The following is a 19,595-nucleotide window of genomic DNA, read 5'->3' as shown; positions in this document are numbered from 1 at the left end:
CAAATGCTGCGTCGCATTATTTTGAACTGAATATTGGTTCATCTATTTCATGACGACGATCTCGTTAGGCGTTGCATAGTTCAGCGCCTGTCGAGACCGTTCATCGATGAGATCACGATCCAACGTGCCGTCGCGCAGCAGTTCGACCTGATGCTCCAAATGCTCCCGCTTCTTACGGAGATCGTCATATCGTTTTTGCGAGGCCGCCAAGCTGGACATCAGATCCTGCTTGGCCTCCAGACCATACCGCCCGCTCTGCGCATGCATGGCGAAATACGCCAGGAAGCCGCATGTCACCAAGGGCACGACGAGGCGTGCGAGCTTCGATTTGCGATACTGTTTTGTGAGGGTCGGCTTCGACATGGAGCGATCATCGCACCGCCGTTTTAACGGCTGGTTAAGGCTGATGATCGAACCGATCGACCTCGTTCGGGTAAGGTCTCAGAATCGAAAAAGGGAGCGCGCGTTGGCGCTCCCTTCCCGTTTGTTCAGCGACGGCGCAGGATCGAGCTGCCGGCATAAACGGCCTGGTCGCCGAGTTCCTGCTCGATGCGCAGAAGTTGGTTGTACTTTGCCAAGCGATCGGACCGCGACAGCGAACCGGTTTTGATCTGACCGCAGTTGGTGGCGACGGCGAGGTCGGCGATGGTGGAATCCTCGGTTTCGCCGGAGCGGTGGGACATCACCGCCGTGTAGCCGGCGCGATGGGCCACGTTCACGGCATCGAGCGTTTCGGTCAGCGAGCCGATCTGGTTTACCTTCACGAGGATCGAGTTGGCGACACCCTTCTCGATACCTTGGCGCAGACGCTTCGAATTCGTCACGAACAGGTCGTCGCCGACGAGCTGAACCTTGTCACCGACCTTCTCGGTGAGGATACGCCAGCCGTTCCAGTCATCCTCGCCCATGCCGTCCTCGATCGAGATGATGGGGTAGCTCGCGCTGAGTTCGGCGAGGTAGCCCGCCATCTCTTCGGACGAGAGTTTGCGATTCTCGCCTTCGAGATCGTAGACGCCGTTCTTTTGGAACTCGGTCGAGGCGCAGTCGAGCGCCAGGAAGACGTCTTCGCCCGGACGGTAACCGGCCGCTTCGATGGCTTTGAGAACGAAATCGAGAGCATCGCGTGCCGAGCCGATATTGGGGGCGAAACCGCCCTCGTCGCCGACATTCGTGTTGTGGCCGGCGCTCTTCAGGCTTTTCTTGAGAGCGTGGAAAATCTCCGCACCGGCGCGCAGCCCTTCCGAGAAGGTCTCGGCGCCGACGGGCATGACCATGAATTCCTGGAAGTCGATTGGATTGTCGGCATGGGCGCCGCCATTGATGATGTTCATCATCGGCACCGGCAGAACATGGGCGCTCGCACCGCCGACATATCGGTAGAGCGGAAGGCCGCAGGACTCGGCGGATGCCTTTGCGACGGCGAGCGAAACGCCGAGAATCGCGTTCGCGCCGAGCCGGCTCTTGTTCTCGGTGCCGTCGAGATCGCGCAGGGTGCGGTCGATGGAAATCTGGTTCTCGGCATCGAGACCGATCAAGGCTTCCATGATCTCCGCATTGACGGCTTCGACGGCCTTCAGAACGCCCTTGCCGGCATAGCGCGCGTCGCCGTCGCGAAGCTCCACGGCTTCATAGGCGCCGGTGGAGGCCCCGGACGGAACCGCCGCGCGGCCGCGCGCGCCATCTTCCAGCACGACGTCGACCTCGACAGTCGGATTGCCTCGGCTATCCAGGATTTCGCGTCCGATGATATCGATGATCGCGGCCATATTCGTCTCCTCTCGGCAAGCGCCAATTCGGGCGCTCTTAGAACAGGCGTGTGACGGTTTGACCAGACCCGGCCGCGATTTGTGCCCTTACCTCCCGGCAGGTTCGAAGGCGAGAAAACAGCCCCCGCTTTCGCTTAACGAGACGACGTGCCGGCCCATCACATCCTCGCACGGCAAGCCGGCGGATCGCGCGAAGGCTGGAACCTCTTCCGTCCGAATACCTTGGAGAACGACGCCGACGAGGTGCAGCCCGGCTCCGTCATAGGCCGAAACGCCGTAGCGCGCGCCGAGTCCCTCCGGCGTCACGACTTCGACCACCCGGCCACCGATACTCATGGAGGAGCCGAGTCCGTTGGCTATGATGTCCTGTCCAGCCAAAATCGCCTCGAAGAATGCGCGATGCCGCTCCGGTTCGGCCGCGACATAGATCAGGCGCGAGATGCCGTACGCCCCGTTCGGGTGCCGGGTCAGCGCTTCCCGATCGGGCGAGAAATCGGAAAGACGCTCGCAGGAGAACAGGAAGGTCGCCGGAGCCTGAGGATCTGCGGCGAAGGCCAGCCGAAACGACAGATCGACGCTTTTTCCGCCGGGCGTCTGAAACGGGCGGCCGAATTCCAGCGTCTCGCCGCCATCGAAACCGGCGGTGCGGAAGGCCTCCCGGTCTGCGGCAGCGTTGTCGCTTTTCAATGCCGCTGCGGTGAAGGCCGGGAGCGAGTGCCGGAGGCGGTAGGAGAGATCGCGGCGAACGAACGCATTGCCTTCACCCGCCCGCGTTTCGGCCAGATCGCGGTCGAGCACGGCAAGGGGTTCGATATAGGAACCGTCCGCGAAGAAGATGCAGGCGTTGCCCGTCCCGAATGGATGGGCCGCGTCGGCCGCAACGCGAAACCCCAGGCCTTCGAAGACGCGGCGCGAGCGAGCGAGGTCCTCGACGGCGAGAACGACGTGATCGAGGTCGCGCGCGCGCTCCACGTCAAACCAGTCGCGAGCGCTCGACGGAAGCCGCGATGAACGACTTGAACAGCGGATGCGGCTCGAACGGGCGCGACTTCAGTTCCGGATGGTACTGCACGCCGATGAACCAGGGATGGTCCGGCAGTTCGATCGTTTCCGGCAAAAGCCCGTCCGGCGACATGCCGGCGAAGGAAAGCCCGGCTTCCTCCAGCCTTTCCTTGTAGGCGCGGTTCACTTCGTAGCGGTGGCGATGACGCTCGGTGATCTCGGTATCGCCGTAGATCGTGGCGATGCGGGAGCCGGGCTGCAGCGAAGCGCGGTAGGAACCGAGGCGCATCGTACCGCCGAGATCGCCCTCGCCCTTGCGCCGCTCCAGTTCGTTGCCGCGCATCCATTCCGTCATCATGCCGACCAGCGGCTCTTCCGCCGGACCGAATTCCGTCGACGACGCCTTTTCGATGCCCGCCAGCGAGCGAGCCGCCTCGATCACAGCCATCTGCATGCCGAAGCAGATGCCGAAATACGGCACCTGATGCTCACGCGCGAACTTGGCGGCCAGGATCTTGCCTTCCGACCCGCGCTCTCCGAAGCCGCCCGGCACGAGGATACCGTTGACGCGCTCCAGATAAGGCGTCGGGTCTTCCTGCTCGAAGACCTCCGAGGAGATCCAGTCGAGCTTGACGCTGACCCGGTTGGCCAACCCGCCATGCTGCAGCGCCTCGATCAGCGACTTATAGGCGTCCTTCAGACCGGTATATTTTCCGACCACGGCGATCGTCACTTCGCCTTCCGGGTTGCGGATGCCCTGCACGATCTGCTGCCAACGTTCGAGCTTGGGCTTGGGCGCGGGGTCGATGCCGAAGGCGGCGAGAACTTCCGTGTCGAGGCCTTCGGCGTGATAGGCGACGGGCACGTCGTAGATCGTCGCCACGTCGAGCGCCTGGATCACGGCCGTTTCGCGGACGTTGCAGAACAGACTCATCTTGCGCCGCTCTTCCACCGGAATCGGCCGGTCCGCGCGCACAAGCAGGATATCGGGCTGGATGCCGATGGAGCGAAGCTCCTTCACCGAATGCTGCGTCGGCTTGGTCTTCAACTCGCCCGCCGATGCGATGAAGGGCATGAGCGTCAGGTGAATGTAGATCGCGCCATGACGGGGCAGATCGTTGCCGAGCTGGCGGATCGCCTCCATGAAGGGCATCGCCTCGATGTCGCCGGCCGTTCCGCCGATCTCGCAGATCACGAAATCGTAGTCCTCGTTGCCGTCGAGAACGAAGGCCTTGATGGCATCGGTGACGTGGGGGATGACCTGCACGGTCGCGCCCAGGAAGTCGCCGCGCCGCTCCTTGGCGATCAGTTCCATATAGATGCGGCCGGTGGTGATGTTGTCCATCCGGTTGGCGGAGCGGCCTGTGAAACGCTCGTAATGGCCGAGATCGAGATCGGTCTCCGCACCGTCCTCGGTCACGAAGACTTCGCCGTGCTGGGTCGGGCTCATCGTGCCCGGATCGACGTTCAGATAGGGATCGAGCTTACGCAGCCGCACGCGATAACCGCGTGCCTGCAACAGCGCGCCAAGCGCGGCTGCTGCTATGCCTTTGCCAAGAGAGGAGACCACGCCGCCGGTGATGAAGATGTAACGCGCCATGGACTTTCCCGATATCGCTATGCTTCCGATTCCGCCAGCCCCGAATTTGGTGGCGGAATGCAAAAGGGCGCCGGTGCGGCGCCCTTCCGTCGAATCTAGGCGGCCGAACGAGACCGCCGAGAGCTCAAGGTGCCGGCGTTTGACCGGCGGGCGCGGGCGTGACGGGCGCAGCCGGAGCCGCATCGCCAGCGGGCGCGTTCAACGGCCCGGTGGTCGTCGCGTTGGATGGCGCGATGGCCGGATCGGCGGTCACGGGCTTGCCCGCAGGCGTTTGCGTCGTGCCCGTGGGAGCGCTGCCCGTCGCGGGCATTCCGCCGAGCTGATCCAGCAGCGTGCCGTTGTTGTTGCCGGTGCCGGACGGAGCCGACTGGTTCGCCGGAATGCGGTCCAGAATATCGGTCGGCTGGTTGCCGTAGCGTGCGGACAGGCCGAGCGCCAATGACGTGATGAAGAAGCCCGCCGCAAGAATCGCCGTCGTGCGCGTCAAGGCGTTGGCGGCGCCGCGCGCCGTCATGAGACCGCCGCCCCCACCGCCGATGCCGAGCGCGCCGCCTTCGGATCGTTGAAGAAGAACGACCACGATCAGCGCCAGCACGATCATCAGGTGGACGATGATGAGAATTGTATCGAGGATGGAGCCCATAACTGCTTTTCGCCGGGCAGCGTGGCCGCCCCAAACCGGTTCGAATTTCGCGGCTTCTTATAGGACCATGCGGGCGAAGCCAAATTCTTTCGCGATTCGAGCCCGCCTGTCTCCGATACGAGATAATTCGAACGTGCTCTTCTTGCGTCGAAGCCTGTCCTTTTCCTAATAGAACCGGTCAAGCCCGAGAGAGACATCCTTTTCCATGCTGAAGACGCTGCGCAGCAAGACGTCCGGCTTCGTCGCCAAGCTGATCCTCGGCCTCGTGGTCGTGGCTTTCGTCGTCACCGGCTTTGCCGGCTTCTTCCAAGGTTCGACCTCCGACAAGGTGGTCGCGGCCGGCCGAACCCAGCTCGGCGCCGACGACTATCTTCTCGCCTGGCAGCAGGCCGAAGCGAATCTGGCGAACCGCCTGCAGCGCAGGCCGACGCGCGAGGAAGCCCGCCGAAGCGGCATCGAATCGCAGGTCATGTCGCAGCTCGTGACCGAAGCCGGACTTGGCGAGCAGGCCCGCAGGCTCGACCTCGGCCTGTCGGAAGGCCGGCTCGCACAGCTCATCGCCGACGATCCGTCCTTCCACGACGGCGCAGGCAATTTCTCGCGCGCCAACTTCCGCCAACTCCTGTCCAGCATCGGCATGACGGAGAATCAGTTCATCCAGAACCGTCAGCAGGCGGCGGTTCGCAGCCAGATCGTCGATGCGGTGGCGCGAGGCGCCAATCTGCCGAACGCGATGAAGACGGCGTTCGGCATCTATGTCGGCGAGCGTCGCACGGCGGACTACGTGACGTTGCCGGTTTCGAAGGTCGAGCCGGTCGCCGAGCCCGCCGCGGACGCCGTTACCGCCTACTACGATCGCTACAAGCAGCGCTATGCCGCGCCCGAACTGCGAAGCGTTTCCTACGCCCTCGCAACTCCCGAAACGCTGGCCAATGCCGGCGCGATCACGGACGATCATATCCGCCAGGATTATGAGGCGAACCGCCAGCGCTTCACCAACCCCGAGCGCCGGCAGGTGCAGCAGGTCCTCTTCAAGGACAAGGCGGCGGCCGACGCCGCCAAGGCCGAGCTTGCCGGTGGCAACAGCTTCGAAGACGTTGTCGCGGGCACGGGGCGCTCGATCGCCGACGTCGATCTCGGCCTTCGCGCCAAAGCGCAGATCGCCGACCGCGCGGTGGCGGACGCCGCTTTTGCCCTCGCGGCGGGGCAGGTTTCGGAAGTGGTTCAGGGCACGTTCGGCCCGGTCGTGCTGCGCGTCGTTTCGGTCGAGCCCGAGGCCGTCAAGCCGTTGGACGAGGTGCGTGACCAGATTCGCCGGGAACTCGCCGAACAAACGGGCGGCGAACAATTGCAGCAAGCGCAGAACGCCTTCGACGACGCCCGCGCCGGCGGTGCCCCTTTCGCGGAAGCGGCAGAGCGCGCGGGGTTGAAGGTGACGCAGATTCCGGCTGTTTCCCGGTCCGGCAATGGCGCGGACGACCAGCCGCTTGCCGACCTGCCGACCACGGAAGGCTTTCTTGAAGCGGTCTTCACGGCTCAGCCCGGCGGCGACAACCCGCCGATCAATATCCGCCCGGCGGGCTCGCTTTTCTATGACGTGACGAAGATCGACGCGCCGCGCGAGCGCAGCCTGGACGAGGTTCGCCCGCGCGTCATCGCCGACTGGAAGTCGGACGAGGCGCAACGCCTTCTCGGCGAACGGGCGACGGCGTTGAAGGCTCGGCTCGACGGCGGCGAAACGATGGACCAGATCGCGGCCGCGGAAGGCCTGACCAAGTCGGTCGCCGCAGCCGTCAGCCGTCAAACGGGCGGCGCGCAACTCGGCGAGGGCGTGGATGCTCTCTTCAATGCCAAGGAAGGCGGCTCGTCGCTGGCGACGGGCCCGGACGGCACGTCCCGCATTCTCCTGCAGGTCACCTCCATCGCTCCGCCGATCGATCCCGTGGCTTCGCTCGGTGCCGGTCAGGCTCGTCAGCTCGACCAGCTCATGCAGGACGATCTTCTGCAGACCTATGTCGACGGGCTTCGCGAGGCCTATCAAGTCGTCTCCTACCCGCAGGCGATCGAACGGGCCCAGGCCTCCATCCGATGAGCCAGACGCTGAAGCCTCTTCTGTCGAAGGTGGCGACGGGGGCGTCGCTCGACCGCTCGGAAGCGGAGGAAGCCTTCCGCATCCTGATGTCCGGGGAGGCGACGCCGACGCAGATCGGCGGCTTCCTGATGGCGCTTCGCGTTCGCGGCGAAACCGTGGACGAGATGACCGGCGCCGTTTCGGTGATGCGCGCCAACATGCTGCCCGTCACGGCGCCCGCCGGTGCCGTTGACATCGTGGGAACGGGCGGCGACCATGCCGGCACGGTGAACGTGTCCACCTGCTCGGCCTTCGTCGCGGCCGGCTGCGGTCTCGTGGTCGCCAAGCACGGCAATCGCGCGCTGTCTTCGCGCTCCGGTGCGGCGGACGTCCTGACCGCGCTCGGCGTGAAGACGGACCTGCCGCCGATCGAGATTTCGCGCACCATCGCGGAAGCCGGCATCGGCTTCATGTTCGCGCCGCTGCATCATCCGGCGATGCGCTTCGTCGGCCCGAGCCGCGTGGAGCTAGGGACGCGAACGATCTTCAACCTCCTCGGTCCGCTCGCCAATCCCGCCCGTGTTCGCCGAATGCTGGTCGGCGTCTTCGCCGCCGAATGGCTGATGCCGGTCGCCGAGGCGCTGCGCGCGCTCGGTGCCGATTCGGCCTGGGTCGTGCATGGAGACGGCTTGGACGAGATGACGACCTGCGGCACGACGTCGGTCGTCGCTCTTCGGGACGGACAAATAGAGCGCTTCGATCTGACGCCGGAGGAGTTCGGCCTGCGCCGGGCGCCTTTGTCCGAGATCATCGGGGGCGACGGCGAAGCGAATGCGGCGTCCTTGCGCGCCGTGCTGGGCGGCGAGCGGAACGCTTATCGCGACATCGTTCTCCTGAACGTCGCGGGCGCGCTCGTAATGGCGGGCGAGGCTGCGGATATTCCAACCGGCATCGCACGTGCGGCTCAGGCAATCGATGACGGTTCGGCCCTCGCCGTGCTGGAAAAGCTGATCGCCTCCTCGAATCGAAGCACGGGAAGCGTCGCATGACGGATATTCTTCGCCGGATCGAAGCCTACAAGCGCGAGGAGATCGCGGAAGCGAAGCGCTTGCGCCCCCTGGCTGACGTGGAGGCGGCTGCCCGCACCCTTCCCGCCCCGCGCGGCTTCACGGAGGCGATCCGGCGCAAGCATCGCGAGAACAGCTTCGCGTTGATCGCCGAGATCAAGAAGGCGAGCCCCTCGAAAGGACTGATCCGCGCAGATTTCGATCCGCCGTCACTGGCACTCGCCTATGAACGCGGCGGGGCAGCCTGCCTCAGTATCCTGACGGACAAGCCCTCGTTCCAGGGCGATCCCTCATTCCTGTCGGCCGGGCGCGATGCCACTTCCCTACCCGCTCTGCGCAAAGACTTCCTGTTCGACACCTATCAGGTGACGGAGGCGCGCGCCTGGGGTGCCGACGCGATCCTGATCATCCTGGCGGCGGTTGACGACGCCTTGGCCGCCGATCTCGAAGCCGCCGCATTCGACCATGGCATGGATGTTCTCCTCGAAGTGCATGACGAGGCCGAAACCGAGCGTGCGCTTCGGCTGCGATCGCCCTTGCTCGGCGTCAACAATCGCAACCTGCGCACTTTCGAAACGAGCCTCGACGTGTCGTCGCGCCTTGCCGGTCTGGTCCCGCCCGACCGTATCCTCGTCGGCGAAAGCGGGATCTTCACGCCGGAGGATTGCGAAACCTTGGCGCGCAGCGGTTTCCAGACGTTCCTCGTCGGAGAAAGCCTGATGCGCCAGAGCGATGTCGAAGCGGCGACGCGCACGCTTTTATCCCGGCCGAGCGCCGAGGCGGCGGCGTGAGCGGCACGCGCCTGACGCATCTCGACGAGCGCGGCGCAGCGTCGATGGTGGATGTCGGCGAGAAGGACGTGACGCGCCGCGTCGCCACGGCGGAAGGCTTCGTGACGATGGCGCCTGAAACGCTGACGCTTATCCAAAGCGGCAACATGAAGAAGGGCGACGTGATCTCCATCGCCCGTGTCGCCGGGATCATGGCGGCCAAGCGAACATCCGACCTGATTCCGCTTTGCCATCCCCTGACGATGGACAAGATCGGCGTGGAGATCGAGCCCGATACCGCCCTGCCCGGCCTGCGAATCGTCGCGATCGCCATCGTCACCGCCAAGACGGGCGTCGAGATGGAAGCCCTGACCGCCGTTTCCGTCGCCTGCCTCACCATCTACGACATGGCGAAGGCCGTGGATCGCGGTATGACCATCGAGGGCATTCGCCTCCTCGCGAAATCCGGTGGACGTTCGGGGGACTGGTCCGTGGACGAATCGCAGCGGTGAGCCTGCTTTCTCTCGAAGACGCCTTTGCGCGCATCGTCGGCGATGTCGTGCCGATCGGCGATACCGAGTCCCTGCCCCTTCGGCGGTGTTCCGGTCGCGTACTCGCCGCCGACATCGTGGCGCTTCGCACGCAGCCAGGCTTCGATGCATCGGCCATGGACGGTTACGCCGTGCGCGCCGAGGACTTGGCAGAGCCCTTTACCCCTCTCGCGCTGATCGGCGAATCTGCCGCCGGGAATGGCTTCGCGGGCACCATCGAAAGCGGCACATGCGCGCGCATCTTCACCGGCGCGCCGATGCCGGCCGGCGCCGATGCGGTCCTGATCCAGGAGAATGCCGAACGCGTCGACGCGAAAACGATTCTGCCACTCGCCTCTTCACCAGCGGGTCGTCATATCCGCCGGGCCGGAGCGGATTTCAAAAAAGGCGAAGTCCTTCTCACCGCGCGCACCCTCCTCAACGCCGGCAAGATCGCGGTCGGGGCCAGCGCCGGGCATCCCGAACTGACGGTGGTGCGCCGCCCGCGCGTCGCGATTCTTGCCACCGGTGACGAACTGGTTCTGCCCGGCGAGGCCGTCGGGCCGGCGCAGATCGTTTCGTCGAACAGCTTCGGCATCGCCGCAATGGTGGAAGGCGCCGGTGGCGAAGTCTTGGATTACGGGCTCGTTCGGGACGATCTCGGCGCGATCGGGACCATGGTGGACCGCGCGCGCGATGAAGCCGTAGACATACTGGTCACGAGCGGTGGCGCTTCGGTTGGCGATCATGACCTCGTCGGCGATGTCTTTGCGTCACGAGGTGTTCTCATCGATTTCTGGAAGATCGCGATGCGTCCGGGCAAGCCGCTGATGGCGGGCCGCCTTGGACCCATGCGGTTGTTAGGTCTACCGGGCAATCCCGCATCGAGCCTCGTGACCGCGACGCTCTTCCTTCAGCCGCTTGTGAAAGCGCTTCTCGGTCTCGATCCGGCGATCGCGTATCGCAACGGCATTCTCGGCGAGGACTTGCCGGCCAATGACCAACGCGCCGATTTCCTTCGGGCCACCGTCGGCGAGGCCTCCGCTGTCATGCCGATCCTTTCCACGGCGGGGCGTCAGGATTCCTCTCTCCTCAGCGTTTTCGCCAAAGCCGACGCGCTTCTGGTCCGGGAGCCTTTCGCCCCCGCCGCGAAAGCCGGAGAACCCTGCCGCTTCATTTCGCTCGACTAACGGCACCAAAGCTTGAACGCTTGCGGAACACAACTAGAACATATAGGACTTGTTCAGGTTTTGTTTTGATGGATTCGCCGCGATGCTGACGCGAAAGCAGCATGATCTCCTGCTCTTCATTCACGAGCGCCTTCAGGACGCCGGTGTGCCGCCGTCCTTCGACGAAATGAAGGACGCTCTCGATCTGAAATCGAAATCGGGCATCCATCGCCTGATCACCGCCCTGGAAGAACGTGGCTTCATCCGCCGCCTTCCGAACCGGGCGCGGGCACTGGAAGTTCTGCGCTTGCCGGAGTCCATGGCCCAGAAGGCGCCGAAAGCCCGTGGTTTCACGCCGAGCGTCATCGAGGGTGCGAAAAGCCTGCGGCCCGCCGCGAATGTCGAACCCATCGAGAAAAGGCGGCCGGCCCCCTCGGCCGATCGCACGATCGGCATTCCGGTCATGGGCCGCATCGCCGCCGGCGTTCCGATCTCTGCCATTCAGAACAACACCCACCATATCCACATGCCGCCCGACATGCTCACCGGCGGCGAGCACTATGCGCTGGAGGTGAAGGGCGACTCGATGGTGGATGCCGGCATCCTCGACGGCGATACCGTGATCATCCGCCGTTCTGAGACGGCCTCGCAGGGCGAGATCGTCGTGGCACTGGTGGATGACGAGGAAGCGACGTTGAAGCGGTTCCGCCGGCGGGGCGATGCCATCGCGCTGGAAGCCGCGAATCCAGCCTATGAGACGCGCATCTTCGGGTCCGATCGCGTCAAGGTTCAGGGCAAGCTTGTGGCGCTTCTTCGCAAGTACTGACGTCGATGATTCAAGGGTCGACGTTCGATCAGCGGGCTTCGGCCCGTTCATCCGAAGGCTAATCCGACCGGCGCCATGCTTCCGGCCAGGGCGCCAACCGTTGCAGGTTCCATTCTTCGCCGGGGTTGATGATCGAGTCGTCGGCCTCCACAAGCCCGGTCGCGCCATTGCGCTTGATGGCAAGAGATCCAGTGCGACGAAGCGTTCGGAGCGTCACCAGCATCGCCCCGGAATGGCAAGCGGTGAGCGCGATGGCGCGCGCGACGATCGCGATATCGCCCTCGTCGCAGGCTCGCGCGGTCTGCCTGTAGTCATCCGTCCAGACGACCTTCACGTCGCTTCGCGTTCGAGCGACGCAGAACCGCAGTTGCGGTTTTTTGGTCTTCCTCTGCTGCGTTCCGTCGGTCGAAGTTTCCGGAATGGCCTCGCAGCTAAAGCTTTCCTCCGAACGAGGTTGAGAAGCCGAAGCGGATGGGAGAGAACGCTGCCATTGATCGAAGACGAACTGGTTGGAACGGCGCTGGAGCGGCCGAATAGTTCCGTCGGCATCGAAGAGCGCGGCTTCCCGTCCATTCTCGAAGATCAGCAGTTCCGGGCGTTCGCTTCGGGATGGCGCCAGCACGAGGCCGGCAAGCGCCAGCGGAATGACAATCAAGCGCATCCTGCTTGCCAGGAAACATCCGGCGACGATTGCTGCCGTCGAGAGAATCAGCCCGTGCGGTGTGATCAGTCCTGTCGGGTCGTCCGGCATGAAGGCGCTCAACTCGCGTGCCAGAAAGAAGACGAGCGTCAGGCCTTTCCCGAGAAGGAACAGGAACGGCCCGTCTATTCCGAACGGCATCGAGATCATCGCTAACAGCGCGAGCGGCATGATCCACAGCGAGAAGATCGGCAGGATCAGCATATTGGCGACGAGGCCGAAGGGTGCGATCCGCTGGAAGTGAAACGCCGCATAGGGAGCCGTCGCCAAGCCCGCGACGAGGGAAGACGCCGCGATGCCACCGAGCGGCAGGAGAACGGTTCGCACGATCGGCCGCTTCTTCTCCGTTTCACCTTCGGTAGAAGACCTACGCCGGGCGTAGAAGCCGTAGGCGGCGACGATGGCGGCTGTCGCAGCGAAGGACATCTGGAAGCCCGGCGTTAGAAGGGCGTGCGGGGTGACGAGAAGAATCAGGATCGCTGCGATCGACACGTTGCGAAGCGTCATCGCCATACGGTCGCATAAGACCGCAGCCAGCATGATCGAGATCATCAGGAACGAGCGGGTGGTCGCGACATCCATGCCCGACAGCGCCCAGTAGAAGGCGGACACGAGAAGTGCGGCACAGGCCGCAAGTTTCTTTGTCGCGATATTGAGGGCCAGCAGCGGAAAAACGGCGAGGCCGAAGCGCACCATGGCCATCGCGAAGCCTCCGACCAGCGCCATGTGAAGCCCGGAAATCGATAGGACATGCGAAAGTCCGGTCGAGCGCAGCCATTCGTCCACGTCGTCCGGGATCGCGGTTCGCTCGCCGGCGATAAGCGCGCTCGCTACCGCGCCTTCCGGCCCGCCGACCGTCGCCGCGATATGCTCGGAAATCGAGATGCGAAGGACGGTCAGCCGTTCGCGCCAGGAAAGGATGGGAGCGGATGTGCCGAGAGAAACATCCTCCGGCTTTCCCAGCGCGAAACCGTAAGCGCCGAGACCATCGAAGAACGCTCCCCGCGCGAAATCGTAGCTTCCGGGAAAGGCTGGGCCGGAAGGCGGTCTGAGGCGCACCAGCCCTCGATAAAGGCCGCCGACGGCCAAGGGCGAATGCTTGGACGATACGAGAATCTTCGCCCGTTGCGGCGGCCGCGACAAGGTCGGTCGCGCTGTCGCTGCGATATCGACGAGATAATGCCAACGCTGGCGCGCGTCCTGCCCCCGCCACGCCACGCGCCCCTCGATCCTCACGGTCGCCTCGCCCGAGAAGATCACCGTTTGCGTGCGCGCCAACTCATGAACCGAGGCTGCAGCCCCGAGGAATAAACAGCCGGGCAGCAGAAAGGCGAGCGCGACGAGGCGTCCGTGCAAGAGCCATCCGATCGCGAGGAAAGCCGCCGCGCCGAACCCGAGCGGCAGGAGACCCGGCCGCCACCCCGTTTCCAAGACAAGGGCGATGCCGAGCATCATCCCCAATGGAAGGAGATGGAATCCGCTCCGCGCTTCGCGCTCCCGTTCGATCTCGCCCCGCCACCACGCGCCGTGCCGCGGGTTCCCGAGAATGCGGCGCAACAGTCGCAGGATCGCCCGGCGCCGAGACACCGGTCGCTCCGTCAGGTTCGCCGTGTTTCCGGTGGCGGTCATTCGCTCTCGTTACCGCGCGCTTGTGTCGCTTCCGTCCTATGCTACACAGCCGCGACATCGAGCCGACCGGAAAAATCGGGGCGGCGCTGGTTTCGCACGGGACATTTCACATGACCGCAAAGGTGGTGACACGCTTCGCCCCCTCGCCCACCGGATTCCTCCATATCGGTGGGGCGCGGACCGCACTCTTCAACTGGCTCTACGCTCGCCATACCGGCGGCCGGATGCTTCTGCGAATCGAGGATACCGATCGCGAGCGCTCCACAGACGCTGCGGTGGATGCGATCATCGATGGCCTCGACTGGCTCGGCCTGAAGGCGGACGAACCGCCGGTCTCGCAGTTCGAGCGCGCCGCCCGCCATCGGGAAGTGGCGGAAGAAATGCTGGCGGCGGACAAGGCCTATCTCTGCTTTGCGACGCAGGCCGAACTCGAAGAGATGCGCGAAAAGGCGAAGACCGAAAAACGCCCGCCGCGTTATGATGGCCGCTGGCGCGATCGCGATCCGTCCGAAGCGCCCGAAGGCGTCAAACCGGTGATCCGTATCAAGGCGCCGCAGGAGGGCGAAACCCTCGTTCGCGACCAGGTGCAGGGGGACGTGCGGTTTCCGAACCGCGATCTCGACGATTTCGTGCTGCTGCGCTCCGACGGCACGCCGACCTACATGCACGCGGTCGTGGTGGACGACCACGACATGGGTGTCACCCACATCATCCGGGGCGACGACCATCTCACGAATGCCGGTCGCCAAACGCTGATCTATCAGGCCATGGGCTGGGATGTGCCCGTGATGGCGCACATCCCCCTCATCCACGGCGAAGACGGCGCCAAGCTTTCCAAGCGGCACGGCGCGCTCGGCGTCGAAGCCTACCGCGCGATGGGATATCCGCCGGAAGCGCTTCTGAATTATCTGGCGCGTCTCGGATGGAGCCATGGCGACGACGAAGTGATGTCGATCGATCAGATGATCGAGTGGTTCGATATCGTCGACGTCAACAAGGGCGCGGCGCGCTTCGATTTCGCCAAGCTGAACGCGCTGACCGGCGTTCACATCCGTTCGACCGCCGACGAGAAGCTCGTCGAGATGCTGATGGATGAGCGCGACCATCTGCCGAACGGGGCCAACCTGAAAGCAGCGTCCGATGAAAGAGTGCGGCAGATTCTGCTTCAGGCGATGCCCGGCTTGAAGGAGCGGGCGAAGTCCCTCGTGGAACTCACCGATATGGCCGGCTTCTATTTCGCCGCGCGGCCGCTTGCCATGGACGAAAAGGCGGAAGGCATTCTGGCATCCGGCGGACGCGAGATCGTCGCCAAGGTTCTGCCCGCGCTTTCGGCCGCGCCCGAATGGAATGGCAAGGCGCTGGAAGAGATCGTTCGCGCCACCGCGGAAGCCGATGGACTTAAGCTCGGAAAACTCGCGCAACCCCTCCGGGCCGCCCTGACCGGGCGTTCGACCTCCCCGGGCGTCTTCGACGTTCTAGAGGTTTTGGGCCGGGAGGAGTCCCTCGCCCGCCTGTCCGATCAGGCGTCGGCGTAAAATCGGGCGTGCGGCAATCATCAAACTTACGATGTTGAAGCTTGTCGCTGCTATGGGGACGGGATAGGCAAAGCGCAGCGACGGTTTTCGCACCGCAACAAGCGATGCGCCGACCGTCAAACGGAAAGGGACCTCGCATGACCGGTACAGCGGCTACAATCGCAGTGGATGGCAAGAATGCGGAGTTGCAGGCACGATCGGGGACGCTCGGCCCGGACGTCGTCGACATCACCTCGCTCTACAAGAACACCGGCGTCTTCACCTACGATCCCGGCTTTTCTTCGACCGCCTCGTGCGAGTCGAAGATCACCTATATCGACGGCGACGAGGGCGTCCTCCTGCATCGCGGCTACCCGATCGAGCAGCTCGCCGAGCGGGGCGATTTTCTCGAGACCTGCTACCTCCTCCTTTACGGCGAGTTGCCGACCACCCGCGAGAAGGAAGATTTCAACCACCGCGTGACGCACCACACGATGGTGCACGAGCAGATGTCGCGCTTCTATTCCGGCTTCCGCCGCGACGCGCATCCGATGGCCGTCATGGTCGGCTCCGTCGGAGCCCTGTCGGCCTTCTATCACGACTCCACCGATATCGCGGACCCGCACCAGCGCATGGTCGCGTCGATCCGGATGATTGCCAAGACGCCGACGCTCGCGGCGATGGCGTACAAATATCATATCGGCCAGCCCTTCGTTTATCCGCAGAACCACCTCTCCTATGCGGAAAACTTCCTGAACATGTGCTTCGCGGTGCCCTGCGAGCCCTACAAGATCAATCCGGTGCTCGCGAAGGCGATGGATCGGATCTTCATCCTCCACGCCGACCACGAGCAGAACGCGTCCACCTCGACGGTGCGCCTTGCCGGCTCGTCCGGCGCCAACCCCTTCGCCTGCATCGCGGCCGGCATCGCCTGCCTTTGGGGCCCGGCCCATGGCGGCGCGAACGAAGCCGCGCTCAACATGCTGTCGGAGATCGGCACGAAGGACCGCATTCCGGAATTCATCAAGCGCGCCAAGGACAAGAACGACCCGTTCCGCCTGATGGGCTTCGGTCACCGCGTCTACAAGAACTACGATCCGCGCGCCAAGATCATGCAGCAGACATGCCATGAAGTGCTGGACGAACTCGGCATCAAGGACGATCCGCTGCTCGAGGTCGCGATGGAACTGGAGCATATCGCGCTTCACGACGAATATTTCATCGAGAAGAAGCTCTATCCGAACGTCGATTTCTATTCCGGCATCACGCTGAAGGCCCTCGGTTTCCCCACCACCATGTTCACCGTGCTCTTCGCCGTGGCGCGCACCGTCGGCTGGATCGCGCAGTGGAAGGAGATGATCGAAGACCCGCATCAGCGCATCGGCCGCCCGCGCCAGCTTTATACCGGCGCTCCGCAGCGCGACTATCAGCCGATCGACCAGCGCGGCTGAGCCGTCAGCCTCGCCGCTGGGCGAGTTCCTCGACCACGATCCCGGCGGCCATGTCGCCGGGATTGCCTTCCACCGACATCTGCTCGCGAATGGTGGCGAAACCTTCGAGCTGGGCCCTTCTCTCACCCGTATCGGTGAGAAGGCGCTCCAACCGCCGCGCCAGATGCTCAGGCCGCACGGTTTCGTGGAAGTGCTCCGGCACCAGCGGGTGCCCGGCGATGTAGTTCGGCAAGGCCGCCGTCCATCCAGTCAGCCAGTGGCGAAAACGATAGCTGATCGCGTCGAGCCGGTAGCAAAGCGCCATCGGGATGCCGCTCAGCGCCAGTTCCAGCGCGACCGTACCGGACGCCGCGACAGCCGCATCGGCCGTCGCGAACGCTTCCCATTTCGCCTCTTCCCCCACCACGATCTCGGGTTTCACGGCAAACGCCTGCACATGCTCGCGGATGGTGCTTTCCAGCCGTGGCACGGCCGGCAGAACGGCACGCAGGTTCGGCACCCTCTCCGAGAGGATCGCAAGCGTTTGGCCGAAATCGCCGATCAACCTTTGAACTTCGCCGCGACGTGATCCCGGTAGGAGCAGAAGCGTCGGCGGTCGGCTTGGTTCGAAACGTAAAGGGCTGCACAACAGCCGTTCCAGCCCGGTATTCCGCATCAGGGGATGGCCGACATAATCAGCCTTCGGGCCGTTCAGGGTCTCGTAGATCGCCGGCTCGAACGGGAAAACGGAGATCAGGCGATCGACATAGCCCCGCATCGCGGACGCCCGCTCGCCGTGATAGGCCCAAACGGCTGGCGGCACGTAATTGATGATCGGCAGATCGGGCAGTTCCTTGCGCACCCGGCGCGCAACGCGGTGCGAAAATGAGTAGCTGTCGATGATGACCAGCGCATCCGGGCGCTGCGCGACGATGAAGCGCGTGGTCTGCGAAAGCCGCCGGACGAGTTGCGGCAGCCGAGCAACCACCGCGCCGACGCCGATGATCGAAAGCTCGTCGATATCGAAAAGCGATTCGACGCCCTCGTTCGCCATTTCGTCACCGCCAAGGCCGATCGCTTCGAGTTCAGCCCCGAGATGTCGGCGCAGGCCCTTGATCAGCTCGGCGCCCAGGCGGTCGCTGGAATTCTCACCGACGACGAACGCGATTTTCGTCATATTTCTCCGCCGTTCGGAATGGTCCGCCGCCCGACAACGAAAATCCCCTTATCGTGTGCGGCTTGTCTCACATCGTCCAATCCGAGGACCAGCGATCCACCGGCCGTGACCGCGATGCCGGCGAGACCCGCTTCCGCTGCTTCATCCACCGTTGCCGAGCCGATGCTCGGCAGATCGAATCGATCGTCCTGATCGGGTTTGCGGCATTTGACGAGCACGCAGCGCTCGTTCCGCCCGATGCGGCCGCGTCGTTTCAGATCGGCGACCCGGTGCAGCATTTCGCGAGTGCCCTCGATCCCCTCCAGAGCCACGACCCTGTCGCGCGAAGCGACGATTGCCTGACCGATATCTAAAGCGCCAAGCGTCGTGGCCGCGGCGACGCCGCGAGAGATGGCGGCCTCCTCATGAGGATCGGGGGCATGTCCGGCGATCAGACCGTCGGGCGCGAGGAGGCTCGGGACGATCGCCTGCACGCCGACGACCTCGAAACCTCGCGCCTCGAACGTTCGCGTCGCGGCACGCAGGAGGTTGTCATCGCCGCCGCGCATGACGCCGAAAATCTCGCGCATCATCATGAGCGTGCGCCAGGAGGGGAGAATAGATTTGAAGTCCGGTCGGACCGATACGGTGCCGCACAGAACGAGCTTGCGCGCGCCCGAGACCCGAAGCCAATTCAGGCCGTCCCCGAGTTTGCCCCAGGCCATCGGTCGCGACGGATAGGGCGACCAGTCGGACTTGATGCCATCCGCAACACCCAGGATATGCGGCCGCCAGCCATTCGCCGCCGCTGCGTCGGCAATGATGCGCGGAAGGCTTCCGCCTCCCCCGGCAATCCCCAGCGGCTCGCCCGGAACGCTCGGAAGCAGCGATCCTTCCGCTGCCATGTCAGTTCGGGCGGCTATGACGCGGGAAACAAAGGGCGCGGTCCCCGCCGGCGCGGATAAACGACAGGAGGTCCTGGACCAGCGGATCGTCCGGATACTCGGCCTGCACCTCTTCCATGTTCTCGCGGAACGTCAGATCATCCGAGAAAAGCATGCGATACGCGCGTCGCACATTCCGGACGGCTTCGCGATTGAAGCCGGCACGCTTCATACCGATCACGTTCAGGCCCGACAGGTAGGCGCGGTTGCCGAGCACCATGCCGAAGGGAATCACATCGCCTTCGACGGCGGCAAGACCCCCGATGTAGGCGTGATGCCCGACCCTGGTGAACTGATGGATGCCGGACCCGCCGGCGATCGTCGCGAAATCACCGACCACGCAGTGGCCGGCCAGCATGACGTTGTTGATCAGCGTCACATTGTTGCCGACGACGCAATCGTGGGCGACATGCGCCGCGGTGAAGAACGAGCAGTTGTCGCCGACGGTCGTTTCCATCCGACCTTGGCTGGTGCCAGGATTCAGCGTCACATGCTCTCGGATCAGGCAGTTCGACCCGATTACCAATCGCACGTCTTCACCGCGATATTTCAGATGCTGCGGAGCGTGGCCGATGGACGCGAAGGGGAAGATGTCCGCGCCTGATCCGATGCTGGTATTTCCGGCGACGACCACGTGAGAGCGCAGGCGCGAACCCGCACCAAGTCGGACCTGGGGGCCGACCACGCAGAACGGTCCGATAAGAACGTCCTCGCCGATCTCGGCGCCGTCTTCGATGATCGCAGTCGGATGAATGCTCGTGGACAATGTGGAAGAGCC

General features: G+C 64.2%; 17 protein-coding genes. 8 read left to right on the top strand and 9 right to left on the bottom strand.

The features are described 5' to 3' along the window. Positions 1-42: 42 nt before the first annotated feature. The 5 genes from F9929_RS19345 to secG form a co-directional block, all read right to left on the bottom strand. Positions 43-363 (bottom strand): FtsB family cell division protein, encoded by a 321-nt coding sequence (locus F9929_RS19345; RefSeq protein ID WP_152048199.1) that lies wholly within the window; start codon positions 361-363, stop codon positions 43-45. A gap of 125 nt (positions 364-488) precedes the next feature. Then, positions 489-1,766, bottom strand: coding sequence for a phosphopyruvate hydratase (gene eno / locus F9929_RS19340; protein WP_152048198.1), 1,278 nt, complete (start codon positions 1,764-1,766; stop codon positions 489-491). 87 nt (positions 1,767-1,853) lie between these two features. Then, entirely contained in the window at positions 1,854-2,738 is an 885-nt protein-coding gene (locus tag F9929_RS19335; RefSeq protein ID WP_193227830.1) for a VOC family protein, read from the bottom strand. Between the two features lies 1 nt (position 2,739). After that, positions 2,740-4,368 (bottom strand): CTP synthase, encoded by a 1,629-nt coding sequence (locus F9929_RS19330; RefSeq protein WP_152048196.1) that lies wholly within the window; start codon positions 4,366-4,368, stop codon positions 2,740-2,742. A 124-nt stretch (positions 4,369-4,492) separates the two neighbouring features. Next, positions 4,493-5,011, bottom strand: coding sequence for a preprotein translocase subunit SecG (gene secG, locus F9929_RS19325; protein WP_152048195.1), 519 nt, complete (start codon positions 5,009-5,011; stop codon positions 4,493-4,495). A 205-nt stretch (positions 5,012-5,216) separates the two neighbouring features. Between secG and F9929_RS19320 the strand changes: the two genes are divergently transcribed. The 6 genes from F9929_RS19320 (at position 5,217) to lexA (ending at position 11,444) form a co-directional block, all read left to right on the top strand. Continuing rightward, entirely contained in the window at positions 5,217-7,103 is a 1,887-nt protein-coding gene (locus F9929_RS19320; protein ID WP_152048194.1) for a peptidyl-prolyl cis-trans isomerase, read from the top strand. Then, on the top strand, positions 7,100-8,131 hold the full coding sequence (gene trpD / locus F9929_RS19315; protein ID WP_152048193.1) for an anthranilate phosphoribosyltransferase: 1,032 nt from the start codon (positions 7,100-7,102) through the stop codon (positions 8,129-8,131). The genes F9929_RS19320 and trpD overlap by 4 nt, the downstream gene beginning before the upstream one ends. Continuing rightward, positions 8,128-8,940, top strand: a complete 813-nt coding sequence (trpC, locus tag F9929_RS19310) for an indole-3-glycerol phosphate synthase TrpC (RefSeq protein ID WP_152048192.1) — start codon at positions 8,128-8,130, stop codon at positions 8,938-8,940. The genes trpD and trpC overlap by 4 nt, the downstream gene beginning before the upstream one ends. After that, entirely contained in the window at positions 8,937-9,431 is a 495-nt protein-coding gene (gene moaC / locus F9929_RS19305; protein ID WP_152048191.1) for a cyclic pyranopterin monophosphate synthase MoaC, read from the top strand. The genes trpC and moaC overlap by 4 nt, the downstream gene beginning before the upstream one ends. After that, on the top strand, positions 9,428-10,639 hold the full coding sequence (locus tag F9929_RS19300) for a molybdopterin molybdotransferase MoeA (protein ID WP_152048190.1): 1,212 nt from the start codon (positions 9,428-9,430) through the stop codon (positions 10,637-10,639). Before moaC ends, F9929_RS19300 begins: the two co-directional genes overlap by 4 nt. Before the next feature lie 82 nt (positions 10,640-10,721). Continuing rightward, positions 10,722-11,444, top strand: coding sequence for a transcriptional repressor LexA (lexA, locus tag F9929_RS19295; RefSeq protein ID WP_152048189.1), 723 nt, complete (start codon positions 10,722-10,724; stop codon positions 11,442-11,444). Between the two features lie 58 nt (positions 11,445-11,502). Here the strand turns inward: lexA and F9929_RS19290 are convergent, their stop codons facing one another. Next, the gene (locus tag F9929_RS19290; RefSeq protein ID WP_152048188.1) at positions 11,503-13,773 is read right to left on the bottom strand and encodes a ComEC/Rec2 family competence protein; all 2,271 of its coding nucleotides are present in this window, start codon (positions 13,771-13,773) and stop codon (positions 11,503-11,505) included. A gap of 110 nt (positions 13,774-13,883) precedes the next feature. Here F9929_RS19290 and gltX point away from each other — a divergent pair, with 110 nt between their 5' ends. Next, entirely contained in the window at positions 13,884-15,308 is a 1,425-nt protein-coding gene (gltX, locus tag F9929_RS19285) for a glutamate--tRNA ligase (protein WP_152048187.1), read from the top strand. A 137-nt stretch (positions 15,309-15,445) separates the two neighbouring features. After that, positions 15,446-16,738, top strand: coding sequence for a citrate synthase (gene gltA, locus F9929_RS19280; protein ID WP_152048186.1), 1,293 nt, complete (start codon positions 15,446-15,448; stop codon positions 16,736-16,738). 4 nt (positions 16,739-16,742) lie between these two features. Here gltA and lpxB read toward each other — a convergent pair whose 3' ends face one another. Genes lpxB through lpxA form a run of 3 tightly spaced genes read right to left on the bottom strand, consistent with a single transcriptional unit; the run spans position 16,743 to position 19,583 of the window. Then, on the bottom strand, positions 16,743-17,894 hold the full coding sequence (lpxB, locus tag F9929_RS19275) for a lipid-A-disaccharide synthase (protein WP_152048185.1): 1,152 nt from the start codon (positions 17,892-17,894) through the stop codon (positions 16,743-16,745). Next, on the bottom strand, positions 17,891-18,778 hold the full coding sequence (locus F9929_RS19270) for an LpxI family protein (protein ID WP_152048184.1): 888 nt from the start codon (positions 18,776-18,778) through the stop codon (positions 17,891-17,893). The genes lpxB and F9929_RS19270 overlap by 4 nt, the downstream gene beginning before the upstream one ends. Position 18,779: 1 nt before the next feature. Further along, positions 18,780-19,583, bottom strand: coding sequence for an acyl-ACP--UDP-N-acetylglucosamine O-acyltransferase (gene lpxA, locus F9929_RS19265; protein ID WP_152048183.1), 804 nt, complete (start codon positions 19,581-19,583; stop codon positions 18,780-18,782). Positions 19,584-19,595 lie beyond the last annotated feature (12 nt).

This window comes from Aureimonas psammosilenae, assembly GCF_009176975.1.
GTDB lineage: Bacteria > Pseudomonadota > Alphaproteobacteria > Rhizobiales > Rhizobiaceae > Plantimonas > Plantimonas psammosilenae.
The sequence above is the reverse complement of the archived record's forward strand: the minus strand, read 5'-3'. Positions and strand labels throughout refer to the sequence as shown.

Excerpts from the sequence above, each read along its gene's own strand:
- trpD (WP_152048193.1), top strand. The coding sequence starts at position 7,100 with ATGAGCCAGACGCTGAAGCCTCTTCTGTCGAAGGTGGCGACGGGGGCG.
- F9929_RS19290 (WP_152048188.1), bottom strand. The coding sequence starts at position 13,773 with ATGACCGCCACCGGAAACACGGCGAACCTGACGGAGCGACCGGTGTCT.
- F9929_RS19345 (WP_152048199.1), bottom strand. The coding sequence starts at position 363 with ATGTCGAAGCCGACCCTCACAAAACAGTATCGCAAATCGAAGCTCGCA.
- lpxB (WP_152048185.1), bottom strand. The coding sequence starts at position 17,894 with ATGACGAAAATCGCGTTCGTCGTCGGTGAGAATTCCAGCGACCGCCTG.
- F9929_RS19270 (WP_152048184.1), bottom strand. The coding sequence starts at position 18,778 with ATGGCAGCGGAAGGATCGCTGCTTCCGAGCGTTCCGGGCGAGCCGCTG.
- gltA (WP_152048186.1), top strand. The coding sequence starts at position 15,446 with ATGACCGGTACAGCGGCTACAATCGCAGTGGATGGCAAGAATGCGGAG.
- secG (WP_152048195.1), bottom strand. The coding sequence starts at position 5,011 with ATGGGCTCCATCCTCGATACAATTCTCATCATCGTCCACCTGATGATC.
- gltX (WP_152048187.1), top strand. The coding sequence starts at position 13,884 with ATGACCGCAAAGGTGGTGACACGCTTCGCCCCCTCGCCCACCGGATTC.
- trpC (WP_152048192.1), top strand. The coding sequence starts at position 8,128 with ATGACGGATATTCTTCGCCGGATCGAAGCCTACAAGCGCGAGGAGATC.
- eno (WP_152048198.1), bottom strand. The coding sequence starts at position 1,766 with ATGGCCGCGATCATCGATATCATCGGACGCGAAATCCTGGATAGCCGA.
- F9929_RS19320 (WP_152048194.1), top strand. The coding sequence starts at position 5,217 with ATGCTGAAGACGCTGCGCAGCAAGACGTCCGGCTTCGTCGCCAAGCTG.
- lexA (WP_152048189.1), top strand. The coding sequence starts at position 10,722 with ATGCTGACGCGAAAGCAGCATGATCTCCTGCTCTTCATTCACGAGCGC.
- F9929_RS19330 (WP_152048196.1), bottom strand. The coding sequence starts at position 4,368 with ATGGCGCGTTACATCTTCATCACCGGCGGCGTGGTCTCCTCTCTTGGC.